Source organism: Flavobacterium suaedae, assembly GCF_014642915.1.
GTDB lineage: Bacteria > Bacteroidota > Bacteroidia > Flavobacteriales > Flavobacteriaceae > Flavobacterium > Flavobacterium suaedae.
Map to the genome: position 1 here is coordinate 60,931 of NZ_BMJE01000003.1, position 20,191 is coordinate 81,121.

Here is a 20,191-nt window from a genome sequence, read left to right on the forward strand (position 1 = left end):
TCATCCTTCATCTATTATCTAAAAAATCTAATTTATGGAAGCACAAGAAAAAGACATAACAAGAGGTGGACAATTCCTCGTAAAAGAAACTAAAAGTGAAAATATTTTCACGCCGGAAGATTTTTCGGAAGAGCAGAAAATGATGCGCGACTCGGTTAAAGAATTTGTTGACCGTGAGCTTTGGCCAAATAAAGAACGTTTTGAAAAGAAAGACTATGCCTTTACAGAAGAAACAATGCGTAAGGCAGGAGAAATGGGCTTTCTTGGTGTAGCTGTACCGGAAGAGTACGGCGGACTGGGAATGGGATTTGTTTCTACTATGCTGGTTTGCGATTATATTTCGGGAGCTACAGGTTCTTTCTCTACTGCATTTGGTGCACATACAGGTATCGGTACTATGCCAATTACCTTATACGGAACAGAAGAGCAAAAGAAAAAATATGTACCTAAGTTAGCTACAGGAGAATGGTTTGGAGCGTACTGCCTTACTGAACCTGATGCAGGTAGTGATGCTAATTCAGGGAAGACAAAAGCAGTACTTTCGGAAGATGGTACACACTATAAAATAAGCGGGCAGAAAATGTGGATATCAAATGCAGGCTTCTGTAATTTGTTTATTGTATTTGCCCGTATTGAAGATGATAAAAATATTACAGGATTTATTGTAGAAAATGATCCTGAAAACGGTATTTCTTTCGGAGAAGAAGAACACAAATTAGGTATTCGTGCTTCCTCTACCCGTCAGGTATTCTTTAGTGAAACTAAAGTACCTGTAGAAAATATGCTTTCTGAAAGAGGTAACGGGTTTAAAATTGCTATGAACGCACTTAACGTAGGGCGTATTAAACTGGCTGCTGCCTGCCTTGATGCACAACGCAGAACTATAAGCAATGCTGTTAACTATGCTAACGAGAGAGTACAGTTTAAAACGCCTATTGCTAACTTTGGTGCTATTCGTGCTAAACTTGCAGAAATGGCTGCTAGTTGTTATGCAGGTGAAAGTGCAAGCTACAGAGCTGCAAAAGACATTCAGGATAGAATAGATGCACGTATGGCAAATGGCGAAAGCCACCAGGAAGCGGAACTTAAAGGTGTAGAAGAATTTGCTATTGAGTGTTCTATACTTAAAGTAGCGGTTTCGGAAGACATCCAGAATTGTTCTGATGAAGGTATCCAAATATATGGTGGTATGGGCTTCTCTGAAGATACTCCAATGGAAAGTGCTTGGAGAGATGCACGTATTGCACGTATATATGAAGGTACAAACGAAATTAACCGTATGCTTTCGGTAGGAATGCTTATGAAAAAAGCAATGAAAGGTCATGTTGACTTTTTAGGTCCTGCAACTAAAGTAGGCGAAGAACTTATGGGCATCCCTTCATTCGACACTCCTGACTACTCAGAGCTTTTTGCTGAGGAAAAAGAAATGATAGGCAAGCTGAAAAAAGTTTTCTTGATGGTTGCCGGTAGTGCTGCACAAAAATACGGTCCGGATTTAGAAGAACACCAACAATTACTTATGGCTGCTGCTGATATTTTAATTGAAATATATATGGCAGAGTCTACCATACTACGTACCGAAAAACTCGCGAAAAGCAAAGGCGAAGAAAACGTAAAAGCACAAATTGAAATGGCTCAGTTATATCTTTACAATGCTGTTGATATTATAAACAGTAAAGGTAAAGAAGGAATAGCTTCTTTTGCGGAAGGTGATGAACAGCGTATGATGCTTATGGGCTTAAAGCGCTTTACAAAATATACTAATTTGCCAAATGTAGCTGCTTTAAGAGAAACAATAGCAGCCAAGGTAATAGAAGAAAACAGTTATCCGTTTTAATAATATGGTTAACCGGGGTTTAGTTTAAGTTTATTAAAAAGAAAATCCTGTGATATAATTATATCACAGGATTTTTTTATTTAAGCAAACATAATAATAAAAATAACCGCTACCACTGTAAATACAGCAATAGCGGTTACCAGTAATTACTCTATAATATCAACTATAACCTTTTGCCTCTAAAAAAGTTAAGTAAAATCATTGCTACAGCTATAAGCAATAATAAGTGAATTAAAGCTCCTCCTACAGCCATAACAAAGCTACCTAAAGCCCAAGCTATAATTAATAATAAAGCAATTACGTATAATAAATTTTTCATAGCATTTTTTATTTATAGTATGTCTAATTACATACTTTCCATTTTTTCTTTTAAGTCTTTCGCTTTAGCTAAATGTTCTCTTAGTTTAGGAAGAATATCAGCAGCCCAAGCTCTTACTTTTTCATTATTGGCTTCTTCAATACCTTCTTCTACCTCATCAATAGCTTCTTCATGATCTTTAATCATCATGTCAACATAATCATTAGCAAAATCCTCTCCTGATTCTTCTTTCAAATTTTCATAAGCCTTTTTCCCATCCTCTGTTAAATCCATTGGCAGTGATACATTCATCTCTTTTGCAATGGCTTTAAGTTCTTCATTTGCTTTGGTATGCTCTTCTACAAGCATTTCTGCATATGATTTAAGCGCCTGATTTTCTGATCTGTTTTCAACCAGTTTACCAAGTTCAATCTCTTTCATGTTTATTGCAGCAGCCTCAACAAGAAACTCTGAGTCATCTTCTTTAGCTTCATTTTCATCAAACTTCTCTTCGTTTTGCTCTTCTGCTACTTCAGCAGGATCGTTTTTATCTTCTTTACACGAAACAGTTCCTAACGACATTGTTAGTACCGCTGCTCCAAGAAGCATTTTCCCTAAAAATGGTCTCTTTTTCATAATATGGTTATTTTATTTGGTTGAATTTTATATTAGCTAAATTACTACATCCGGCAGGTATTTGCTGTTAGTAATATCACAATTATTGTTATTGAAATATTAAAACATCTAATTGAATTGTTTATCTGGTAAATGAAAAAAGCTCAGCATCTTTATTTTCTTTTCCTTGTATAAGGTCACGTATTATTTGTGCTGCGATAACACTAAATGTAATTCCGTTCCCACCAAAACCCAAAGCAAAATAACTATTAGTTTTTTTCTTATAAGGACCTATATACGGTAAACCGTCTTTAGTGGAGCCAAAAGTTCCCGCCCAGCTAAACTCAGGAATAAAATTCAACTTGGGGAAAAGTCCATTTGCATCATCAGTAAGCTGTTTTGTTTTTCGTTTAAGCAATTCATCTCGTTTTCTAGGATTACTAAACTCCTCATCTCTTCCTCCTATTAATACTCTGTTATCTATAGTCGTTCTTATATACAGATAAGGATCTGCTGTATTCCAAATTAAAACCTCATCCTTCCAGAAATTCCTCTCATTATACTGTTCACTAACTACGGCATAAGTAGACAGTAAATCTACAATTGGCTTATCAATAAACTCTACCACCTCATACCCTGTGGCATATACGAGTTTTTTGGCTTTTATAGTATAACCATTATCTGTTTTTAATACAACTCCGTCTTTTTTATGTGTAATATCTTTAATGGGGCTTCTGTCATATACAGGAAACTCTTTTTTATCTGATTTATATCGTAATAATTCATGTGCCATTACATACGCATTGGTTTGCGCTCCATGGTGTGATAGTATAGCTCCATAAGATTTAATTCCATACTGGTCTTGTACTTCTTTCGGGGTAAGATAGTCTACTTTAAAACCGGCTTCTTTTCTTGCTTCATATTCTTGCTTTAACCAATCAGCATCCTTTTTATACTTTGCGTAATACAGGCTTTTTTTCGACTCAAATTCTTCTACATTTAATTCCTTAGCAATATCCTCAAGATCATTTATAGCTTTATCACAAAGCTGGTAAGCCCTTTCGGCTTTTTCTTTCCCAATCATTTCTGATAATTTATAAAGCGGAACGTCTATTTCATACTGCAATAAGGATGTACTGGCACTTGTACTGCCAAAACCTATAGTGCGGGCGTCTATAGTTACACATTTTATACCTTCTTTCGCTAAATGATACCGTACTAACGCTCCTGTTATACCTGCCCCCAGTATAACGACATCAGTAGTTATATCGTTTTCAAGTTTTAAATAATCATTAGGTATACCGTTTTTAACTATAGAGAAAGGATAGCCTGATTTTAAGTTCATAGAGTAGCTTGTTTTACTATAAAATTACCTATTTAAACCAATTGTTAACCCTGCCATACATAATTATATAATATATTTAACTATTGTTGAAATATGTATTACATAAGCAAAAAAGTAATAGTTTTGCAGTATTACAAATACAACCATGATTAACCCTTCTGCAAACGGATGGATAGATAAGTTTTTTGTTAGGCTGAAAACTAAACTGCCTGAAAACACTCCTACCCACGATTTTTACAGAGCCATAAGAGATACCGGTTTTATATATGGCTACATACCGACATGTAAACAACTGGACGAAAAAGAAACTAAAGGGTGTACTGATGAGGAAATAACAAAAGTTACATTACTATATACCCTTTACGAACTTTACAGGCTTGTTGCTAAAAATGATGATACTAATGCCTTTATAAAACATGCCATTCTTTTTTATAAACATATGACTCCTGAAGGATATAGTTTTTTAAAAAAAGTATTACCCACATCGCCGGGTAGCAGAGAACTGGAAGGCATTTTAGACCAAAGGGTAAAAACCAATGACAATATTATAAGCCGTAACTTTTCTCATGTGCTTACTAATGCTTTGCTTTTTATTGATGTTTTAGCATTTAAGCACTACCTGACTGAAGGGAAAATTAATGATGGCTATTTAAAGAAGCTCGAAGAAACAACAGTGAGTTTGGCATCATTAGCTTTAAAAACTAAATTAAATAAAACTACTTACGACGATTTATTAATAAAGCTACTGGAATCATCTGTAAGGTATATTAAAACCGGCAGGATTAATATAAATAATATAGAAGAACTTAGTTTAGACTATTTTACTGATGAACTGGAACATTTATATTTTGTAGATACCTCCAGCATGGCAATATGGAGTGATAAAAAAGTAGAAGCGGAAGAATTGGAATTTTTATATAACTTGGGCAATAAACTACAGCTTGATGACAGTGTAATTACAGAAAGTATTGCTGATTTTGATGTTTTTGTAAAAACCAATCGTGAAAATATTCATTACTTTAAGTACTCTAATCCTGTAAAACATTTTTACAACCATGCATCTCAAAATGTAACATTACTTATAAACCGTAATAAAAACAGGTTAATTAAAGAACTTTCTAATAACGGGGAGCTTGTGGTACTCCTTACCCACTCTACTCACCGTAGTTTACAACCAGCAGAGAAGAAAAAAGTAAAAAAACAACTACTGGAAATATGTAAAACAGTACCGTCGTTAACTATATTTTTATTACCGGGCGGTAGTTTATTACTACCCTTGCTAATTAAATTTATACCGAAATTGTTACCTACGGTTTTTAATGAAAATCTTGATAATGAAGAATAAAAAAAATCCCTAAGCATTGCTTAGGGATTTTTTTATAGGTTAAAATGACTAATTAAAAAACAAGGCGATCTACTTTATCTAAATCATTATTGTCACAAAAGTTTACTTCAAGGTCTTTTACAATACCGGTATCAAGACCGTAAACCCAACCGTGAAGACAAAGTTCCTGCCCGTTTTTCCATGCAGACTGTACTATAGAGGTTTTAGCTAAATCGCAAACCTGTTCTTTTACATTTATTTCCACAAAAGCATCAAAACGTTTCTTTTCGTCAATTATAGAGTCTAAATACGCTCTGTGATGCCTGTACACATCTTTAATATGTCTAATCCAGTTATCGATTACCCCGATAGACTGATTGCCCATGGCAGCATTAACACCACCACAACCGTAATGTCCGCATACTATAACGTGCTTTACTTTTAGCGCATTAACAGCATAATCCAATACACTAAGCATATTCATATCAGAATGTACTACCATATTGGCAATATTTCTGTGTACAAATACTTCTCCCGGTTGTGCTCCTATAATTTCATTTGCAGGAACACGACTATCCGAACAACCAATCCATAAAAGTGGTGGCGACTGCCCTTGTGCCAGTTTATTGAAAAATTCAGGGTCTTTCGCAAGTTTTGTTTCAGACCACGCTTTGTTATTTTCTAATATTTTTTTATAAAATTCTGAGCCCATTTTTTTTCTCTGTTTAAGTTGTATTAATAAACGTCTTGTTTCTCTTTTCTGTTATTCTCTTTATCATCATTATGAGTAACAAAAACATTATTGTTATCTGAATTTTGTAATTCATACTCGGTTTTAAAACCAATCAGCTTTACATCTATATTTTCTTCTTTAGCTTTTACTCTGGCAAACTCTTCTATAAGGTCGAGTACATCATAAGCTATATATACCGTTTCAGAAGCATCAATAATTACTTTAGAGTTCCCCGGAATGTCTTTTAGCGTAGTTTTAATTGCTGCTTTATTAAGAAAAGAAACCTCCTGCGCCAGGTCTATGTGTATTTCATCGCCTTCCATATATTCTTCTTTTCTAAAGTTATATGCACGTTTTAAATTCCCCCTAAGAATAAATAATATACTAATTATCATACCCAATGCAACCCCTCTTAATAAATCAGTAAGTACTACCGCTAAAAGCGTTGCTATAAATGGAACAAACTGGTATATACCTTTACTCCAAAAGTGTTTAAGTTTAGCCGGTTTTGCCAGTTTATAACCTATAACCAGCAGTACTGCTGCCAGTGTAGCAAATGGTATTTTATTAAGTAAAGTAGGTATTGCCAACACACATATTAATAATAATATACCGTGTATTACAGCAGACATTTTTGTTTTAGCACCACTACTGGCGTTAGCTGTTGAACGTACCACTACGGATGTGATAGGTAATCCTCCTATAAGTCCGCTAATCATATTACCAACCCCTTGTGCTTTAAGCTCTCTGTTAGTATCTGTATATCGCTTATGCGGATCCATTCTATCTGAAGCCTCAATACATAAAAGTGTTTCTATAGAAGCAACTACAGTAATAGTGGCTGCTGTAAGCCATACTTCATAATTAGTAATTATAGAAAAATCAGGAGTAGCAATAATATTTTTAATATCTTCAAAAGACTCTGGTACAGGCAGGGTAACTAAATGCGATCTTCCTAAAGCCCAGTCACTCCCCATACTCATAAATATTTCATTTAAAACAATTCCTGATATTACCGCAACAAGTGCCCCTGGTAATAGCTTGAGCTTTTTTAATGCTGCTACATTTTCCCATAATACAAGTATTATTATAGATATAACCGAAATTATTACCGCTCCCATCTCAAAACGGCTTATAATTTGGGGAATGTCTGAAAAAGGGTTACCTCCGTCTAACCTGAAAAGCGATTCTGTTCCTTCAAATCCTCCTGCATCATACCCTACAGCATGCTCCATTTGGTTAATAATTATTATAACCCCGATACCGGCAAGCATACCTTCAATTACATTAGAAGGGAAATAATTAGATATACTACCTGCCCTTATAAAGCCTAATATTAATTGAAACACTCCTGAAAAGAAAACTGCTACCAAAAAGGCTTCGAATGAGCCAAGAGTAGCTATGGCTGTTAATACAATAGCTATAAGCCCCGCAGCAGGACCGGATACACTAATATGTGAGTTACTTAATGAGCCGATAATTATACCCCCAATTATCCCTGATAGTATTCCTGATAATGGTGGTGCTCCTGAGGCTAATGCAATACCTAAACACAATGGTAATGCAACTAAAAAAACAACTAAGCCTGATGGAAAATCGGCTTTAAGGTTAGCAAAAAGATTTACTTTTTTAGACATGATAAAATATAATATAGTTAGTATGCAGGGTGCTGTAGTTGTACTACGCCCCTATGCTTTTACTTGTAAAAGGTGAATGGTTATATTATATTTTGCTCAGGAGGCGGTAAAAAAATATCTCCAAAGACAAGTTTATGTCTAAGGAGATATTCTGTATTTATTTGTGATTTTTTTTCTGATTTTTCTATCATGAAGGAAAAAGTAAACTCATTAAGACCTGCTTTAATTTCCTGCAACTCCTTGTGTACTTCTTCTTCATTTAAATTATAAGCAACAGATACATCTGCATCATCCTGCACCAAACTAACAATAGTTGGCGTTGCCAAAAATGACAAAAAGATTAACAGTAGTATATTTACTAGTAATTTCATTACGGCTAAGGTAATTATTTTCTTGAAGATAGTTTTAAGAAAAAGCCGTAAAATAAGAGATTATCTGTTAAATCTCTTCATCACACCATGCCTTCATCATCCACATGGTTTTCTCTTGCTCTGTAATAAAATCACTCATCATAGAGTTTGTTCCTTCGTCTTCAATTTTATCTGTCTCTTCAAGAATAACACGCTCTATCTTTAATAAGTCTGTAAGTGAAGATATTATAAGCTGTACAGCATCCTCATCTTTAGAAACATCTTTACCAATTTCAAGTCTGTTGTTAGATAAATAATCTTCAAAAGTATGTAATGGTGTACCTCCAAGCGTTAGTACTCTCTCCGCTATCTCGTCAATTTTAACTTGTGCGTCGTTATAAAGTTCTTCAAACTTTGGGTGAAGGTCAAAAAACCTTTTACCTTTAATATTCCAGTGAATACCACGCAGGTTTTGATAATATACTTGAAAGTTAGATAAAAGGATATTTAATTCGGCTGCAATTACACCTGTTTCTTTTACTGGTAACCCTAAAGCATTGGTTGCTTCAGTTTTTTCTTTTGTGTCCATAAATGAAATTTTATTATTAATTGTAAGTTTTTTACGTAATAAATTTAAACAAATTTAGTCAGAAAAACTATAGCCGTTATCGATAGATTTTATAATTTTATCATAAAAATTTATAATAATGACAATAACCCAACTGCAATATGTGCTGGCTGTTGCCGAACACAAAAACTTTACTCTTGCTGCTGAAAAATGTTTTGTAACACAACCTACACTTAGTATGCAGATTCAAAAACTTGAAGAAGAACTGGATGTACAAATTTTTGACAGAAGTAAGAAACCTATACAGCTTACTGATGTTGGAGAACAAATAGTAAATCAGGCAAAAAATATAGTAAGTGAATCAGGAAGAATAAAAGATATTGTAGACCAACAAAAAGGTTATATAGGCGGAGATTTTAAAGTAGGCATTATACCTACTATTATGCCTACCCTACTGCCTATGTTTATGCATAATTTTATAAAGAAGTACCCTAAGGTTAATTTAATTATAGAAGAGCGCACTACCGAGGAAATTATTAAAATGATTAAAAACGGGCAGCTTGACGCCGCTATTGCAGCAACGCCGCTTGATGAAGAGACTATTAAGGAAGTAGTTTTATACTATGAACCTTTTGTAGCGTATGTTCCTGAAAGTATGCCACCTTTTGATAAAAAGGAACTTGATGTTAATGATTTAAGTTCTAATCTTAACCACTTGTTATTGTTACAGGACGGGCATTGTTTCCGTAATAATATTTTAAACTTATGTAAAGCAAAAAGTTTAGATGTTGACAGTCACTTCCAGATAGAAAGCGGAAGCTTTGAAACTTTGGTAAAACTGGCTGATGAAGGGCTTGGTATGACGTTGCTGCCTTACCTGCACACACTTGATATGAATGAAAAGGCTATGGCTAAACTACGTCACTTTAAATCGCCAAGACCATCACGTGAGGTTAGTTTAATATACTCTAAAAAAGAGCTTAAACTACATATTATAGAAGCACTGAGAAATACTATAGCAGGCGTAGTAAAAGGGGCTATTACTTTTCAGGATGTAGAAATTACCAGCCCCTTACAAGCTAAATAACAACTTGTAATATTTTTATTTATTAAATACAAAAAGGAGCTATAAAGCTCCTTTTCTATTTTATTCCAAATAAGTTAAACACGCTTGTAGTTCCGGCTTTTCGGTAGTAAAAGTTCGTAGCCAGTCTACTAATTGGTCAACTTCATACGGTAACAGACTTTTAACTGCTTTTTCTACTTCTTTACAAAAGAGTACAGGGTCAAAACTCACGTTTGTTAGTACTTGCTTTGTGTAGGCAAACATTGATCTGGGCATAATTCTTTTACAAATTATTAATTGGTTAACTGAAATAAGAACGTAGTGTAAATATACTAAAAAAATGGACACTATGGTTAACAATTTGATAAAATAAAGCTGTTAAATTTTTATTTAAACATTTTATTAACAAAAAATCAACGTTTAAATGCACGTAGCATCTCTCTTTTTCCGGGAGGTCCCGGTAGTTTTTCAGTTTCAAAACCTACCTCCTGCATAGCCTTTTTTATTACCGTTCGGCAGGCATATGTTACAAGTATACCATTAGCTTTTAAAGCTTTATACATTTTAGCAAATATCGCTGCACTCCAAAGTTCAGGTTGCGCATGATATCCGAAGGCATCAAAGTATATTATATCATACAAATTCTCATATGCAATCTCTTCAAAATGCTGTTTACGTTTTAGTAAGGTAAACATATCATTGACTAAAACCGGCTTTTCCCAGCCTGAAGAGTGCATTAAATTAAAAACTTCTTGCTGATTATCTGCATTTAATTGTTGTACATAATTCAGCTTAAGGGCTTCTTCAGGTGCTACAGGGTATGCCTCTACTCCTGTATAGTTAATTTGCTGTTTTGTTTTTAGCGACTCTAAATAGGTTATAAATGCATTTAAACCTGTACCGAAGCCTATTTCTAAAATAGAAACAGGCTGACCTTCGGTTAAAGCCAGCCCGTTTTTTATGAATACATGATAGGCTTCCTGTATAGCACCAAACCTGGAATGATAGGTTTCTTTCATTTCAGGCAGGTATATGGTTACAGAACCATCAGAAGTAGTTATAATTTCTCTTTCTTCCTTCACCCTATTTAATGTATAATTTTTTAATTCTTGGTATTGGTCCTCCACATTTTTGCTCGTGGCACTTTACACAGGCTGAAACAGCATCATTAAAATGCTCTTTTGCATTTTCAGCATCGTTATATATAAGTTCCTGTGCTTTTAAAAACTTCGCAGCCTGCTCTTTAAAAAAGGCATCATTCTCACTCTCATCTGTCATTACAGACGAATGAATATCTAAAAAGTATTTAGGAAATTTACCCAATGTATCACCGCTTACTATACGCTGCTTTAATAATTGGTTTTCTGCATACATCTGTTCCATAAGTGCTGCCATTTCTGACATCTCGTACATTTTAAATTCCTTTTTATCAGAATTATTAGACGTTGTACTATCTGCACTTATAGCAGCGGCTTCTTTTTCTTCATTTACATTTTCAGAGACTTCTTCTTTACAGCTGGTTGCAAAAGTTGTTAGTAAGACCCCTACTATAACTATTGAAAAGTATTTCATTATTGAGCTATCAATACACCATTAGCCATAAAACCATAAGTAATTTCAGGCTCTGTAATTTTATCTATTTCTTCTTGTGATTTTCCTTCATCTTTAGCATAGTGCTTTAACTCTGCTACCGGTGTTTCACTTACAAAAGCCTTACCTTCTACTACAGCTTCCTGCTCACCTGCATTAAGTGGTACGAAAAAACCATAATCTTTAAATCGCACAAAAGAATCTTCCTCTCCCGGTAACTCCATAGACATCCAGCACCCTTTCTTTTGGCAAACATCTTTTATTGTTGATTTAAATTTAACTTCAATAGTATCTCCTGCTTTAAGGTTTTTATAAGCCTCCAGCATTTGCTCTTCATTAAGTGCATTATCCGCAACTATTTTTTCACCGAAAGTTTCGTAATTTGCTGCAGTTTCTTCATTTACAGTTTCTTCAACTTGTGGAGTTTCAACTTCATTCTCAGCCTCTTTATTGTTTTTACAAGCAGCTAAAACTAATAATGATGCTACTAAAACTAATGATTTTTTCATGTTTAACAGAATTTTAATTTTATACAGCAAATTTATATAATTTATACAAATACAGCCCTTTTAGCTCTATAACTGTTACAAATAATTTAAAAAAAGTAAGTGTTCCTATATCCTTAAATAGCACTTGGCATGAGAAAAAACACATATTTTTTACTAAATTTGCGCATAACACACTTATATTCTTAACAAACCTAACTTAATGAGCAACAACGCTACAGAAGATATTGTTATTAACAGAGCGGAATCTACAAAAATCGACGCTGTTAATTTTGACAACCTAGTTTTCGGAGAAATTTTTACTGACCATATGCTGATATGTGACTACAAGCAAGGTGTGTGGGAAAAACCAATTATACAACCATACGCACCTTTCCTTATAGACCCGTCAGCAAAAGTGTTTCACTACGGCCAGGCAATTTTTGAAGGTATGAAAGCCTATAAAGATGATAATGAAGATGTGTGGCTTTTTAGACCGGAAGAAAACTACAACCGATTTAATAAATCAGCTAAAAGGCTTGCTATGCCGGAAGTACCTGAAAGTGTATTTATGGATGGCATGAAAAAACTTTTGGAAATAGAAAAGGAGTGGGTTAAAAAAGGGATAGGAAATTCACTATACATTCGCCCGTTTATGATTGCTACAGGTCCCGGTGTTATAGCTGCTCCTGCAAAATTTTACAGGTTTATGATAATTCTTTCGCCTGCAAAAGCATATTATTCAGGAGAAGTAAAGGTTATTATAGCAGAACATTTTAGTAGAGCTGCTAATGGTGGTATAGGAGCTGCAAAGGCTGCGGGTAATTACTCGGCACAATTTTACCCTACTAAACTGGCTAACGAAATGGGCTTTCAGCAAATTATATGGACTGATGACGCTACCCATAGTAAGCTGGAAGAAGCGGGTACTATGAATGTATTTTTTAGAATAAACGATACTTTATACACTGCACCTACAAGCGAAAGAATACTGGATGGTGTAACCAGAAAGAGCCTTATAGACCTTGCGAAACGTGAAAATATAAATGTAGAAGTTCGCCCTGTTTTGGTAGAAGAAGTTATAGCTGCTGCTGAAAACGGTACACTGCAAGAAGTATTTGGTGCAGGTACTGCTGCCGTAGTAAACCCTATTGTAGGCTTTAGCTATAAAGAAAAATACTATGAGTTACCTAAACTGGATAACCCTATAGCTTTAGACCTAAAGAAAAAATTAACCGCTATACAACATAAAGTTGCCAAAGATACTTTTGGCTGGACTGTAAAAATATAGGTTAACAATATATGTTATTATAAAAAATGCTCGATTGTAAAATCGAGCATTTTTTATTCAATCAAACTATGAAGTAATTATTTTGCTACTTTAATATTTCAGTGAAGTTAGGCTTAAAATAATTAGGTCCCTTCATAACCTTACCGTCTTCTCTGTAAATAGGTTTTCCGTCCTCTCCCAGTTTACTCATATTACTACGCTGTATTTCGTCAAATACTTCTTCTATTTTGTGCTGTAACCCATGTTCTATTATAGTTCCGCATAAAATGTACAGCATATCGCCCAAAGCATCGGCTATTTCTGTTAAGTCATTATCGCTTACAGCTTCTAAATATTCTTCATTTTCTTCCTTCATCAGGTTATAACGCAACATATTAACACTTTCGCCCAAATCGGCTCTTGGCGTTTCACTGATTCCTAAACCAAAGGCATCATGAAATTTCTTTACGGCATCCAGTTGTTTCTTCATTATTGTAAGTTTATTTAAAGCTTAAAAATACCGTAAATGAGAAGTGTATATTGTATTTTTGCAAAAAAGATTTCAACATGTTTACAACAGGGCAACTGATATTTGCAGGCTTTTTTGTAGTAGTTTTTATAATTGCTATGGTATATGTATACCGTAAAGACCTTGGCTTACACAAAATGCATTACAAAGGCAGTTATAAAATACTTTTAGGCTTTTTAGCTTTTATAGCACTTTTAGTTATTATTAAAATATACCTGAAAGAATAATTATAGTAACAATACTACAGTGCATAACTAAACGTTATAACTTTTAGTTAACGTAAATTCAACGAAAATTACTACATTTACTTTTAGGTAATTTTTTTATTACTAAGTAGTATTTTGCTTATAATAAATAATATACACCTAAACCAAAGAGGGGAAATCTATACAAATTAATAACAATGATAAGTATTGTAATTGCCGAAGACCATCAATCGTTAATAGACGGTATAAAAGTTTTCTTGGAATATGAAGAAGACATTACTGTAGTAGGCGAAGCTAATGATGGTAAAAAATTACTTGATATTGTTATTAAGAAAAAGCCCGATGTTGTAATAACAGACATCCGCATGCCTAAAATGGATGGTATTACAGCTACAAAACTTATAAAGAAAGAGTTACCTGACTGCCATGTAATAGCTTTTACAATGTACGACCAGGATGAAGCCATTACCCAAATGCAGGAAGCAGGAGCTTCGGGTTATATAATGAAGAACTCTCCTTTAAAAACAGTCCTTTCTGTAGTGCGAAGAGTTGTAAGTGGGGAAAAAGTTTTTGATACCCCTATACAGCCTCAAAAAGCAGAAAACAAAAGCATTCCGTTAAGTAAAAGGGAAATGGAGATTGTAAAACTGGTTGGGGAAGGTAAAACATCTCAGGAAATAGCTGAATTACTTTTTATTGAAAAAAGCACTGTTGACACCCACCGCAAAAATATCCTGAAGAAATTAAATCTACAGGGAAAAAGTGAACTTCTGCGTTTTTCAATGGAACGTAAATACGATTTTTAACATAAATATCTATCAATACCTACCAAAATACCCACTAATGGGTATTTTTTTTAGTCCTTATTTACCCAATCTTTGCCCTACATAAATTGCAGAAGTAGACAGCTACTTATGAAAATTCCTTATATGTTTCTTCTTCTCTAAATCAATAATTTTCTTAAATTTACATAGTAGTTGTTTAGCAAAAGAATACCTCTTAACGGAGGTATTTTTTTTGTTTTATTAACATATAAAAACGTACTGGCACATCTTTTGTAAGTATGCCTTTAAATAAAAAAAGATGTAGTATTTTTAACATCATCATAAACTAAGTAACACATAAAAACACGAATTATGAAATTTAAAGCATTACAATTAGCCCTTATCCTTACGCTTGGTTTCACTTTTACAAACTGTTCTTCACACAAAGTAGAGCGTATGAGTGAAAACACAGTAACAGACCTTAGCGGTCGTTGGAATGAAACAGATTCAAGACTTACAGCGGAAGAAATTACTGCTGAGTTAATGGAACATTCTTGGTACAGTACTTATGCATCTGAACATGGTGGTAAAAAGCCGGTAATTATTGTTGGTATGATTACCAATAAATCTCATGAGCATATTGCTACCGAAACTTTTTCTAAAGACATTGAAAAGGCTATAATTAATTCAGGCAGAATGAAACTTGTACAGGCAGGTAACATGCGTGAAGAAATAAGAGCTGAAAGAGCTGACCAGCAAAACTTCGCTTCTCAGTCTACAATGAAAAAGTTTGGTCTTGAAAACGGTGCTGATTTTATGCTACAGGGCACAATAAACTCTATTGTAGACCAATACAAGAAAGAAAAAACAGTTTATTACCAAATAGATCTTGAGCTTACCAATATTGAAACAAATGATAAAGTTTGGATTGGTGACAAAAAAATCAAGAAATACATAAACAAATAGTAGTGTTATAACTGCTTACTGATATTTTATGAAAGCAACTATAACTAAAACTACAACTATTAGGCTTGTTTTGGTACTGTTAATGGTTAGCTTTCAATCCTGCGGAACTTATAACACCAAAACCTCAGATATTGAAAGCAAACTGTTCAACGGTAATTTTGATGGTGCTATTTCATCGCTAGACCAGAACAAATTCCTAAAAAAGAAAAGGAATAAGCTTCTTTACCTGATGGAAAAAGGGAAGGTTGAGCACATGCGGGGTAATTACAAAGTAAGTAACGACCTGCTGGAACAAGCCTATATACTTATTGAAGACAGGATAAAAACCAATGCAGGTCAGGCTATTGCCTCAAAACTTACTAACCCTATGGCAACGCCATATAAAGGGGAAGATTTTGAAAAGGTTACTATATTTTACTACAAAGCACTAAACTATTTTAACCTGGGTATGCCTTATGAAGCACTTGTTGAAGCAAAGCGTATCAACCTTAAGCTGTATGAAATAAATGAACAGTACAAAAACAATAAAAACAAGTACAGCGAAGATGCTTTCTCTCAAATACTGCAAGGTTTAATATATGAGTCTGTAGGAGATATAAACAACGCTTTTATTGCCTACCGTAACGCCGAAGAAATATATACTAAGCATAATGGTGCTTTTTTTGGTGTAGTAATGCCTACACAGCTTAAAAAAGACTTAATGCGTACTGCTTTACAAATGGGCTTTATGCAGGAGTTCCAACAGTATCAAAAGAAGTACGGTTTCTCTAAAGAAGAAATTTTAGCTTCTAAAAATACTACTGACGGAGAGGCGATACTATTTTGGGAAAACGGAATAGGACCTGCAAAAGACCAAATTGTAATAACAGCATCCGGTGGTGGCGGTATTTTTTACGGTACTTATATGGATGGTGATATTATGGAAGAGATAATAATACCTATACCGTTTGGTACCGATATTGGTAATGTAAATGCAATTGCAATACCAAAATACCGGGAAAGAGGTGGATATTACTCCAAAGCAGAGGTTATAGCAAACGGGAAATCACACCAACTGGAATTGGCTCAGGATTTTTACCCTATAGCAAAGCAAACACTTAAGGACCGTATGCTTAGAGAAACCATAGACCTTGTTACCCGTTTTGCTGCTAAAAAAGCAGCAAGTGCCGGTTTAGGTGCATTAGGTAAAGAATTACTTGGTGATACAGGTGGCGACCTTATTCAACTTGGTGCAGATATTACAGGAGCTGCTACAGAAAAGGCTGATACCCGAAACTGGCAATCGTTACCCGCCACCATTTCTTATACCCGAGTCCCTTTACAAAAAGGAGAAAATAAGTTTGTAATTAAAAAGTATGGCGAAATGGGTATTGACACTGATACTATTACCGTTGCGTACAAAAAAGGATTACAAATAATAGACTACTTTGATGTAGGCAGAACTCAGGTTATACCAAACGAAAAAGTTACAAATACTACAGATAACTCATTAAGTACTCCTTTACAGCAAAATAAAAACCCGGTTTTAGTAGCTACTGCCAAAAAAGAAAAGGTATGGAAAAATGCGGGAGAAGGTATACTTTACAGAGTAGAAAATACTGAAGCTATTGAACAGGGAGAAACTGTTTATGTAAAAAATATAGCACTTAAAACTACCAAACCACAAGCTGTAAAAGTTACCTATGCTATTACCGAAGAACCTTTAAAAGAAGTATTGAAAGAAGTAAAAGAAGAAGAGTATTACGACTTCATGAAAAAAGGTAAAAACGGAGTAGCTGATAAATACTTTACTATAACACAGGTAGTAAAACCTGAGGAAGTAGTTACGTATAAAATTACGCAGTATAAACCTGAATCATATATCACTATCTTTAAAACAGAATAGTCATGAAAAAAATAATTACCTTATTGTTGATTATAGCATCGTTTTCAGTTGCACAGGCACAAAAGCAAACTGACGACGGATGGAGAAAATGGGAAGCGACTAAATGCTACGCTAACATAGAGTACAGAATGAAGTATGTAGGTAAAAATGGCGAACAGCATCATTGGCAGGTACAGTTTAAAAATAATTATAACAGTATTGTGTCATTCAACTACCATGTAACGGATAAATTACAAGAGTATAACATTACTACACACAGGAAAACGTTATACGCACAAAAGCTTAGTGAGGCTATTGATGTATATACTACAGAAGAAGATATTTACTTATTTGTAGATAAAGCAAGCCTGTCGCCCTACCCTGAAAACTTTTTAGATTGTGATCATTAAAATATAAGCCCTGCAATTGCAGGGCTTTTTTTATTATATTGCATATACCTAGAGAGAAGGTAAAGAAGAACAGTACCGCACCTAACATATATGCATGAAAGTTATTAAATATCTATTCCTGCTCATTTTTGTGCTTGCAGCAGGTTTTGCAACTTATATATTTACACTACCCAGTGAGTTTTCTGTAACGGAAAGCAAACTGATATACAGTCCAAAGGATATTACTTATGAATATGCTAAAAGTTATTTCAATATAAGTAATACTAGTAATGACACCATACAACTGGATAACACAAACTGGACATTTAAAGACTCTGTTAACCAAACCAATATAACAGCTCACTTTAACGGAAAACTTAGTTTTACTGATAAAGTTTATACTTTTCTGAATAACGATAAAAAAGAAGAAAAGCGGAAAGAATTACAAGAGCAATTAACAAGTTTAAACACTTCTTTATCAGAATCATTAAACAAGTATACTATTGATTACGAAAAGACTTATTTTAAAGAGAATATATATTTAGTTTATGACAGTATTAATAAAACAGTAAGTGAAAACAAGTATATGCTTATAAAAGACATACAAGCAGCAAAAAGCACTAAACCAGTACTATTAAAGAAATATAACAGTAAGAAAACCTACGTTTATTTACCTTTTAATAAGAATATTGAAGGAGAATTTAAGACTGATACAATAGCTGTATTTCCTGCTTTAAAAACAACACTTACAGGACATTATTCACACATGCAGGAAGCCCAAAAAGCCACACGCAACTACTGCAAAGAAAAGAGAATAGTAATAGACAGCACGGGCTATTATATAGAAAACTATAAAAGAACGCCACAGCAAACTGCAATACCTTCAGAATGGGTAACAGAATTATACTACCCTATAATTGAAATTGAAATTGAAACCGACAGTATAGTAGATACAGACACTCTCAATTAAAAAACATAAAGCGCCAAATAACTTAGCGCTTTAGTAAATATTTTACAACAGTTTCCGCAGCATGAAGTCCAAATAGTGCAGGCATCCAGCTATTGGTACCGTAAAAAGACTTTTTAAAGTTAGTCCCGTCTGTTAACTTTAAACTGGTTTCATCAGCAGGCTCGGTAGTAAACACAACCTTAACCCCTCTTGATATTCCTTCTTTTCTAAGCCTTTTACGTATTGTTTTAGCAAGCGGACAGTATTCTGTTTTTCTTATATCAGTAACCTTAACTTTTGAAGCATCAAACTTACCTCCTGCTCCCATATTACTGATTATTTTAATCTTCTTACGCCTTGCCGATATAATCAGGTTAAGTTTTGGAGTAACACTGTCTATGCAGTCCATTACATAATCGTACTCATCCGTAACAATTTCAGATGCCCTTTCAGGAGAAAGAAATTCTTGAATACGAATAAGTTTAAGCTCAGGATTTATATCCTGTAGCCTGTCTCCTACTATATCAACTTTGGTTTTCCCCACAGTAGAGTGTAGTGCCGGTAGTTGCCTGTTTATATTAGTAATATCAACAGTATCGCCATCTACAATAGTCATGCTGCCCACTCCTGCCCTTGCAATAAATTCAGCAGCAAACGAGCCTACTCCACCCAAGCCTACAATTAATACATGGGAGTTTTTTAATTTTTCAAGTCCTTCTTTTTTAAACAAAAGCTCAGCACGCTCCGTCCATTCAGCCATTCTTAAAAACAGTTTTAAAGTTATTGGTAACTATATTTTTTAAATTCTCTATATCTATATTTCTTGCTTCAGCAGCTTTTTCATATACCTTTTCGATACCTTCTTCAATAGTATCAGTTTCCAGAAAAAAGCGATCTTCAGGTACTTGTGCAAAAACACTTGATAATTCTGGATTACGTAGCAAATATTTACCAAATGAAAGGTAAAACCCCTTATTCAATAATTGCTCTACTACCTGAATATTCTTAGAAAAACCATGCACTACCATTGGCACATCAGGTTTTATAATATCGGTTATTGCAATTAACTCCTGAAATGCTGCAACAAGGTGCAAAATTACAGGTTTATTATATTTTTTAGCTAATAACAATTGCTTTTCAAATACTTCTTGTTGCAGGTCTAAAGGCATATTTATACGCTTATCCAAACCACATTCGCCCAGTGCCAGGCAATTATCCATTTGTAAACGCTGCCCGATAATAGCGAGATGTCTCTCAACTTTACTCTCATCAATATACCAAGGGTGAATACCCGTAGAAAAATAAGGTACATCTATCTCCTCATACGGATAACGATTCACTACTTCTAAAACAGAAGCATTAGCCGTATAGTTATGGGTATGGAGGTTATAGAGCATAGTAAACAC

At 34.3% G+C, this 20,191-nt stretch carries 24 protein-coding genes; 10 read left to right on the forward strand and 14 right to left on the reverse strand.

The window, feature by feature from the left end; all coding sequences use genetic code 11:
* Positions 1-34 precede the first annotated feature (34 nt).
* Entirely contained in the window at positions 35-1,837 is a 1,803-nt protein-coding gene (locus IEW45_RS06040; RefSeq protein WP_188620340.1) for an acyl-CoA dehydrogenase FadE, read from the forward strand.
* Between the two features lie 163 nt (positions 1,838-2,000).
* Here the strand turns inward: IEW45_RS06040 and IEW45_RS06045 are convergent, their stop codons facing one another.
* From IEW45_RS06045 to IEW45_RS06055, 3 genes are all read right to left on the reverse strand, one after another.
* Positions 2,001-2,156: a lmo0937 family membrane protein gene (locus IEW45_RS06045; RefSeq protein ID WP_188620341.1), complete on the reverse strand. Its 156-nt coding sequence runs from the start codon at positions 2,154-2,156 to the stop codon at positions 2,001-2,003.
* Between the two features lie 27 nt (positions 2,157-2,183).
* Complete coding sequence (locus IEW45_RS06050) at positions 2,184-2,771, reverse strand: DUF4142 domain-containing protein (protein ID WP_188620342.1); 588 nt, start codon at positions 2,769-2,771, stop codon at positions 2,184-2,186.
* A gap of 121 nt (positions 2,772-2,892) precedes the next feature.
* On the reverse strand, positions 2,893-4,095 hold the full coding sequence (locus IEW45_RS06055) for an NAD(P)/FAD-dependent oxidoreductase (RefSeq protein ID WP_188620343.1): 1,203 nt from the start codon (positions 4,093-4,095) through the stop codon (positions 2,893-2,895).
* A 145-nt stretch (positions 4,096-4,240) separates the two neighbouring features.
* On the opposite strand from IEW45_RS06055, the gene IEW45_RS06060 reads away from it, so the two are divergent.
* Positions 4,241-5,440 carry an LETM1-related biofilm-associated protein gene (locus tag IEW45_RS06060; protein ID WP_188620344.1) on the forward strand — a complete coding sequence of 400 codons (1,200 nt, stop codon included), beginning with the start codon at positions 4,241-4,243 and terminating at the stop codon, positions 5,438-5,440.
* Positions 5,441-5,492: 52 nt separating this feature from the next.
* Here IEW45_RS06060 and can read toward each other — a convergent pair whose 3' ends face one another.
* From can to IEW45_RS06080, 4 genes are all read right to left on the reverse strand, one after another.
* Entirely contained in the window at positions 5,493-6,131 is a 639-nt protein-coding gene (gene can, locus IEW45_RS06065) for a carbonate dehydratase (protein WP_188620345.1), read from the reverse strand.
* Between the two features lie 23 nt (positions 6,132-6,154).
* Positions 6,155-7,789, reverse strand: a complete 1,635-nt coding sequence (locus IEW45_RS06070; RefSeq protein WP_188620346.1) for a SulP family inorganic anion transporter — start codon at positions 7,787-7,789, stop codon at positions 6,155-6,157.
* A gap of 80 nt (positions 7,790-7,869) precedes the next feature.
* Positions 7,870-8,160 carry a hypothetical protein gene (locus IEW45_RS06075; protein WP_188620347.1) on the reverse strand — a complete coding sequence of 97 codons (291 nt, stop codon included), beginning with the start codon at positions 8,158-8,160 and terminating at the stop codon, positions 7,870-7,872.
* Between the two features lie 67 nt (positions 8,161-8,227).
* Positions 8,228-8,728, reverse strand: a complete 501-nt coding sequence (locus IEW45_RS06080; protein ID WP_188620348.1) for a Dps family protein — start codon at positions 8,726-8,728, stop codon at positions 8,228-8,230.
* Positions 8,729-8,846: 118 nt separating this feature from the next.
* Here IEW45_RS06080 and IEW45_RS06085 point away from each other — a divergent pair, with 118 nt between their 5' ends.
* A complete protein-coding gene (locus tag IEW45_RS06085; protein ID WP_188620349.1) occupies positions 8,847-9,794 on the forward strand; it encodes a LysR substrate-binding domain-containing protein in 948 nt (315 codons plus the stop codon).
* Positions 9,795-9,854: 60 nt separating this feature from the next.
* Here the strand turns inward: IEW45_RS06085 and IEW45_RS06090 are convergent, their stop codons facing one another.
* From IEW45_RS06090 to IEW45_RS06105, 4 genes are all read right to left on the reverse strand, one after another.
* A complete protein-coding gene (locus IEW45_RS06090) occupies positions 9,855-10,049 on the reverse strand; it encodes a hypothetical protein (protein WP_188620350.1) in 195 nt (64 codons plus the stop codon).
* Positions 10,050-10,186: 137 nt separating this feature from the next.
* The gene (gene mnmC2 / locus IEW45_RS06095) at positions 10,187-10,792 is read right to left on the reverse strand and encodes a tRNA (5-methylaminomethyl-2-thiouridine)(34)-methyltransferase MnmC2 (protein ID WP_188620759.1); all 606 of its coding nucleotides are present in this window, start codon (positions 10,790-10,792) and stop codon (positions 10,187-10,189) included.
* Between the two features lie 64 nt (positions 10,793-10,856).
* A complete protein-coding gene (locus IEW45_RS06100) occupies positions 10,857-11,345 on the reverse strand; it encodes a hypothetical protein (RefSeq protein ID WP_188620351.1) in 489 nt (162 codons plus the stop codon).
* Positions 11,345-11,872 (reverse strand): DUF4920 domain-containing protein, encoded by a 528-nt coding sequence (locus tag IEW45_RS06105; RefSeq protein ID WP_188620352.1) that lies wholly within the window; start codon positions 11,870-11,872, stop codon positions 11,345-11,347. Before IEW45_RS06105 ends, IEW45_RS06100 begins: the two co-directional genes overlap by 1 nt.
* Positions 11,873-12,071: 199 nt before the next feature.
* On the opposite strand from IEW45_RS06105, the gene IEW45_RS06110 reads away from it, so the two are divergent.
* A complete protein-coding gene (locus IEW45_RS06110) occupies positions 12,072-13,139 on the forward strand; it encodes a branched-chain amino acid aminotransferase (protein WP_188620353.1) in 1,068 nt (355 codons plus the stop codon).
* A gap of 85 nt (positions 13,140-13,224) precedes the next feature.
* Here IEW45_RS06110 and IEW45_RS06115 read toward each other — a convergent pair whose 3' ends face one another.
* Positions 13,225-13,608 carry a pyrophosphohydrolase domain-containing protein gene (locus tag IEW45_RS06115; protein WP_188620354.1) on the reverse strand — a complete coding sequence of 128 codons (384 nt, stop codon included), beginning with the start codon at positions 13,606-13,608 and terminating at the stop codon, positions 13,225-13,227.
* Between the two features lie 77 nt (positions 13,609-13,685).
* Here IEW45_RS06115 and IEW45_RS06120 point away from each other — a divergent pair, with 77 nt between their 5' ends.
* From IEW45_RS06120 to IEW45_RS06145, 6 genes are all read left to right on the forward strand, one after another.
* The gene (locus IEW45_RS06120; RefSeq protein WP_188620355.1) at positions 13,686-13,874 is read left to right on the forward strand and encodes a hypothetical protein; all 189 of its coding nucleotides are present in this window, start codon (positions 13,686-13,688) and stop codon (positions 13,872-13,874) included.
* Positions 13,875-14,050: 176 nt separating this feature from the next.
* A complete protein-coding gene (locus IEW45_RS06125) occupies positions 14,051-14,659 on the forward strand; it encodes a response regulator transcription factor (protein ID WP_188620356.1) in 609 nt (202 codons plus the stop codon).
* A gap of 330 nt (positions 14,660-14,989) precedes the next feature.
* A complete protein-coding gene (locus tag IEW45_RS06130) occupies positions 14,990-15,583 on the forward strand; it encodes a penicillin-binding protein activator LpoB (protein WP_188620357.1) in 594 nt (197 codons plus the stop codon).
* A 28-nt stretch (positions 15,584-15,611) separates the two neighbouring features.
* The gene (locus tag IEW45_RS06135; RefSeq protein WP_188620358.1) at positions 15,612-17,468 is read left to right on the forward strand and encodes a COG3014 family protein; all 1,857 of its coding nucleotides are present in this window, start codon (positions 15,612-15,614) and stop codon (positions 17,466-17,468) included.
* A 2-nt stretch (positions 17,469-17,470) separates the two neighbouring features.
* Positions 17,471-17,857, forward strand: coding sequence for a hypothetical protein (locus IEW45_RS06140; RefSeq protein ID WP_188620359.1), 387 nt, complete (start codon positions 17,471-17,473; stop codon positions 17,855-17,857).
* Between the two features lie 94 nt (positions 17,858-17,951).
* Positions 17,952-18,806, forward strand: a complete 855-nt coding sequence (locus IEW45_RS06145) for a GyrI-like domain-containing protein (RefSeq protein WP_188620360.1) — start codon at positions 17,952-17,954, stop codon at positions 18,804-18,806.
* A gap of 22 nt (positions 18,807-18,828) precedes the next feature.
* Here IEW45_RS06145 and IEW45_RS06150 read toward each other — a convergent pair whose 3' ends face one another.
* Together IEW45_RS06150 and IEW45_RS06155 are read right to left on the reverse strand one after the other, a co-directional pair.
* The gene (locus tag IEW45_RS06150; RefSeq protein ID WP_188620361.1) at positions 18,829-19,545 is read right to left on the reverse strand and encodes a tRNA threonylcarbamoyladenosine dehydratase; all 717 of its coding nucleotides are present in this window, start codon (positions 19,543-19,545) and stop codon (positions 18,829-18,831) included.
* Positions 19,538-20,182, reverse strand: a complete 645-nt coding sequence (locus IEW45_RS06155; RefSeq protein WP_188620362.1) for a TatD family hydrolase — start codon at positions 20,180-20,182, stop codon at positions 19,538-19,540. Before IEW45_RS06155 ends, IEW45_RS06150 begins: the two co-directional genes overlap by 8 nt.
* Between the last annotated feature and the right edge of the window lie 9 nt (positions 20,183-20,191).

Bases quoted from the DNA above. Each gene is read 5' to 3' on its own strand.
- IEW45_RS06150 (WP_188620361.1), bottom strand. From the start codon at position 19,545: ATGGCTGAATGGACGGAGCGTGCTGAGCTTTTGTTTAAAAAAGAAGGA.
- IEW45_RS06040 (WP_188620340.1), top strand. From the start codon at position 35: ATGGAAGCACAAGAAAAAGACATAACAAGAGGTGGACAATTCCTCGTA.
- IEW45_RS06055 (WP_188620343.1), bottom strand. From the start codon at position 4,095: ATGAACTTAAAATCAGGCTATCCTTTCTCTATAGTTAAAAACGGTATA.
- IEW45_RS06130 (WP_188620357.1), top strand. From the start codon at position 14,990: ATGAAATTTAAAGCATTACAATTAGCCCTTATCCTTACGCTTGGTTTC.
- IEW45_RS06090 (WP_188620350.1), bottom strand. From the start codon at position 10,049: ATGCCCAGATCAATGTTTGCCTACACAAAGCAAGTACTAACAAACGTG.
- IEW45_RS06135 (WP_188620358.1), top strand. From the start codon at position 15,612: ATGAAAGCAACTATAACTAAAACTACAACTATTAGGCTTGTTTTGGTA.
- IEW45_RS06110 (WP_188620353.1), top strand. From the start codon at position 12,072: ATGAGCAACAACGCTACAGAAGATATTGTTATTAACAGAGCGGAATCT.
- IEW45_RS06155 (WP_188620362.1), bottom strand. From the start codon at position 20,182: ATGCTCTATAACCTCCATACCCATAACTATACGGCTAATGCTTCTGTT.
- IEW45_RS06125 (WP_188620356.1), top strand. From the start codon at position 14,051: ATGATAAGTATTGTAATTGCCGAAGACCATCAATCGTTAATAGACGGT.
- mnmC2 (WP_188620759.1), bottom strand. From the start codon at position 10,792: ATGAAAGAAACCTATCATTCCAGGTTTGGTGCTATACAGGAAGCCTAT.
- IEW45_RS06050 (WP_188620342.1), bottom strand. From the start codon at position 2,771: ATGAAAAAGAGACCATTTTTAGGGAAAATGCTTCTTGGAGCAGCGGTA.
- IEW45_RS06060 (WP_188620344.1), top strand. From the start codon at position 4,241: ATGATTAACCCTTCTGCAAACGGATGGATAGATAAGTTTTTTGTTAGG.
- IEW45_RS06145 (WP_188620360.1), top strand. From the start codon at position 17,952: ATGAAAGTTATTAAATATCTATTCCTGCTCATTTTTGTGCTTGCAGCA.
- IEW45_RS06080 (WP_188620348.1), bottom strand. From the start codon at position 8,728: ATGGACACAAAAGAAAAAACTGAAGCAACCAATGCTTTAGGGTTACCA.
- IEW45_RS06120 (WP_188620355.1), top strand. From the start codon at position 13,686: ATGTTTACAACAGGGCAACTGATATTTGCAGGCTTTTTTGTAGTAGTT.
- can (WP_188620345.1), bottom strand. From the start codon at position 6,131: ATGGGCTCAGAATTTTATAAAAAAATATTAGAAAATAACAAAGCGTGG.
- IEW45_RS06115 (WP_188620354.1), bottom strand. From the start codon at position 13,608: ATGAAGAAACAACTGGATGCCGTAAAGAAATTTCATGATGCCTTTGGT.
- IEW45_RS06140 (WP_188620359.1), top strand. From the start codon at position 17,471: ATGAAAAAAATAATTACCTTATTGTTGATTATAGCATCGTTTTCAGTT.
- IEW45_RS06075 (WP_188620347.1), bottom strand. From the start codon at position 8,160: ATGAAATTACTAGTAAATATACTACTGTTAATCTTTTTGTCATTTTTG.
- IEW45_RS06070 (WP_188620346.1), bottom strand. From the start codon at position 7,789: ATGTCTAAAAAAGTAAATCTTTTTGCTAACCTTAAAGCCGATTTTCCA.
- IEW45_RS06100 (WP_188620351.1), bottom strand. From the start codon at position 11,345: ATGAAATACTTTTCAATAGTTATAGTAGGGGTCTTACTAACAACTTTT.
- IEW45_RS06085 (WP_188620349.1), top strand. From the start codon at position 8,847: ATGACAATAACCCAACTGCAATATGTGCTGGCTGTTGCCGAACACAAA.
- IEW45_RS06105 (WP_188620352.1), bottom strand. From the start codon at position 11,872: ATGAAAAAATCATTAGTTTTAGTAGCATCATTATTAGTTTTAGCTGCT.
- IEW45_RS06045 (WP_188620341.1), bottom strand. From the start codon at position 2,156: ATGAAAAATTTATTATACGTAATTGCTTTATTATTAATTATAGCTTGG.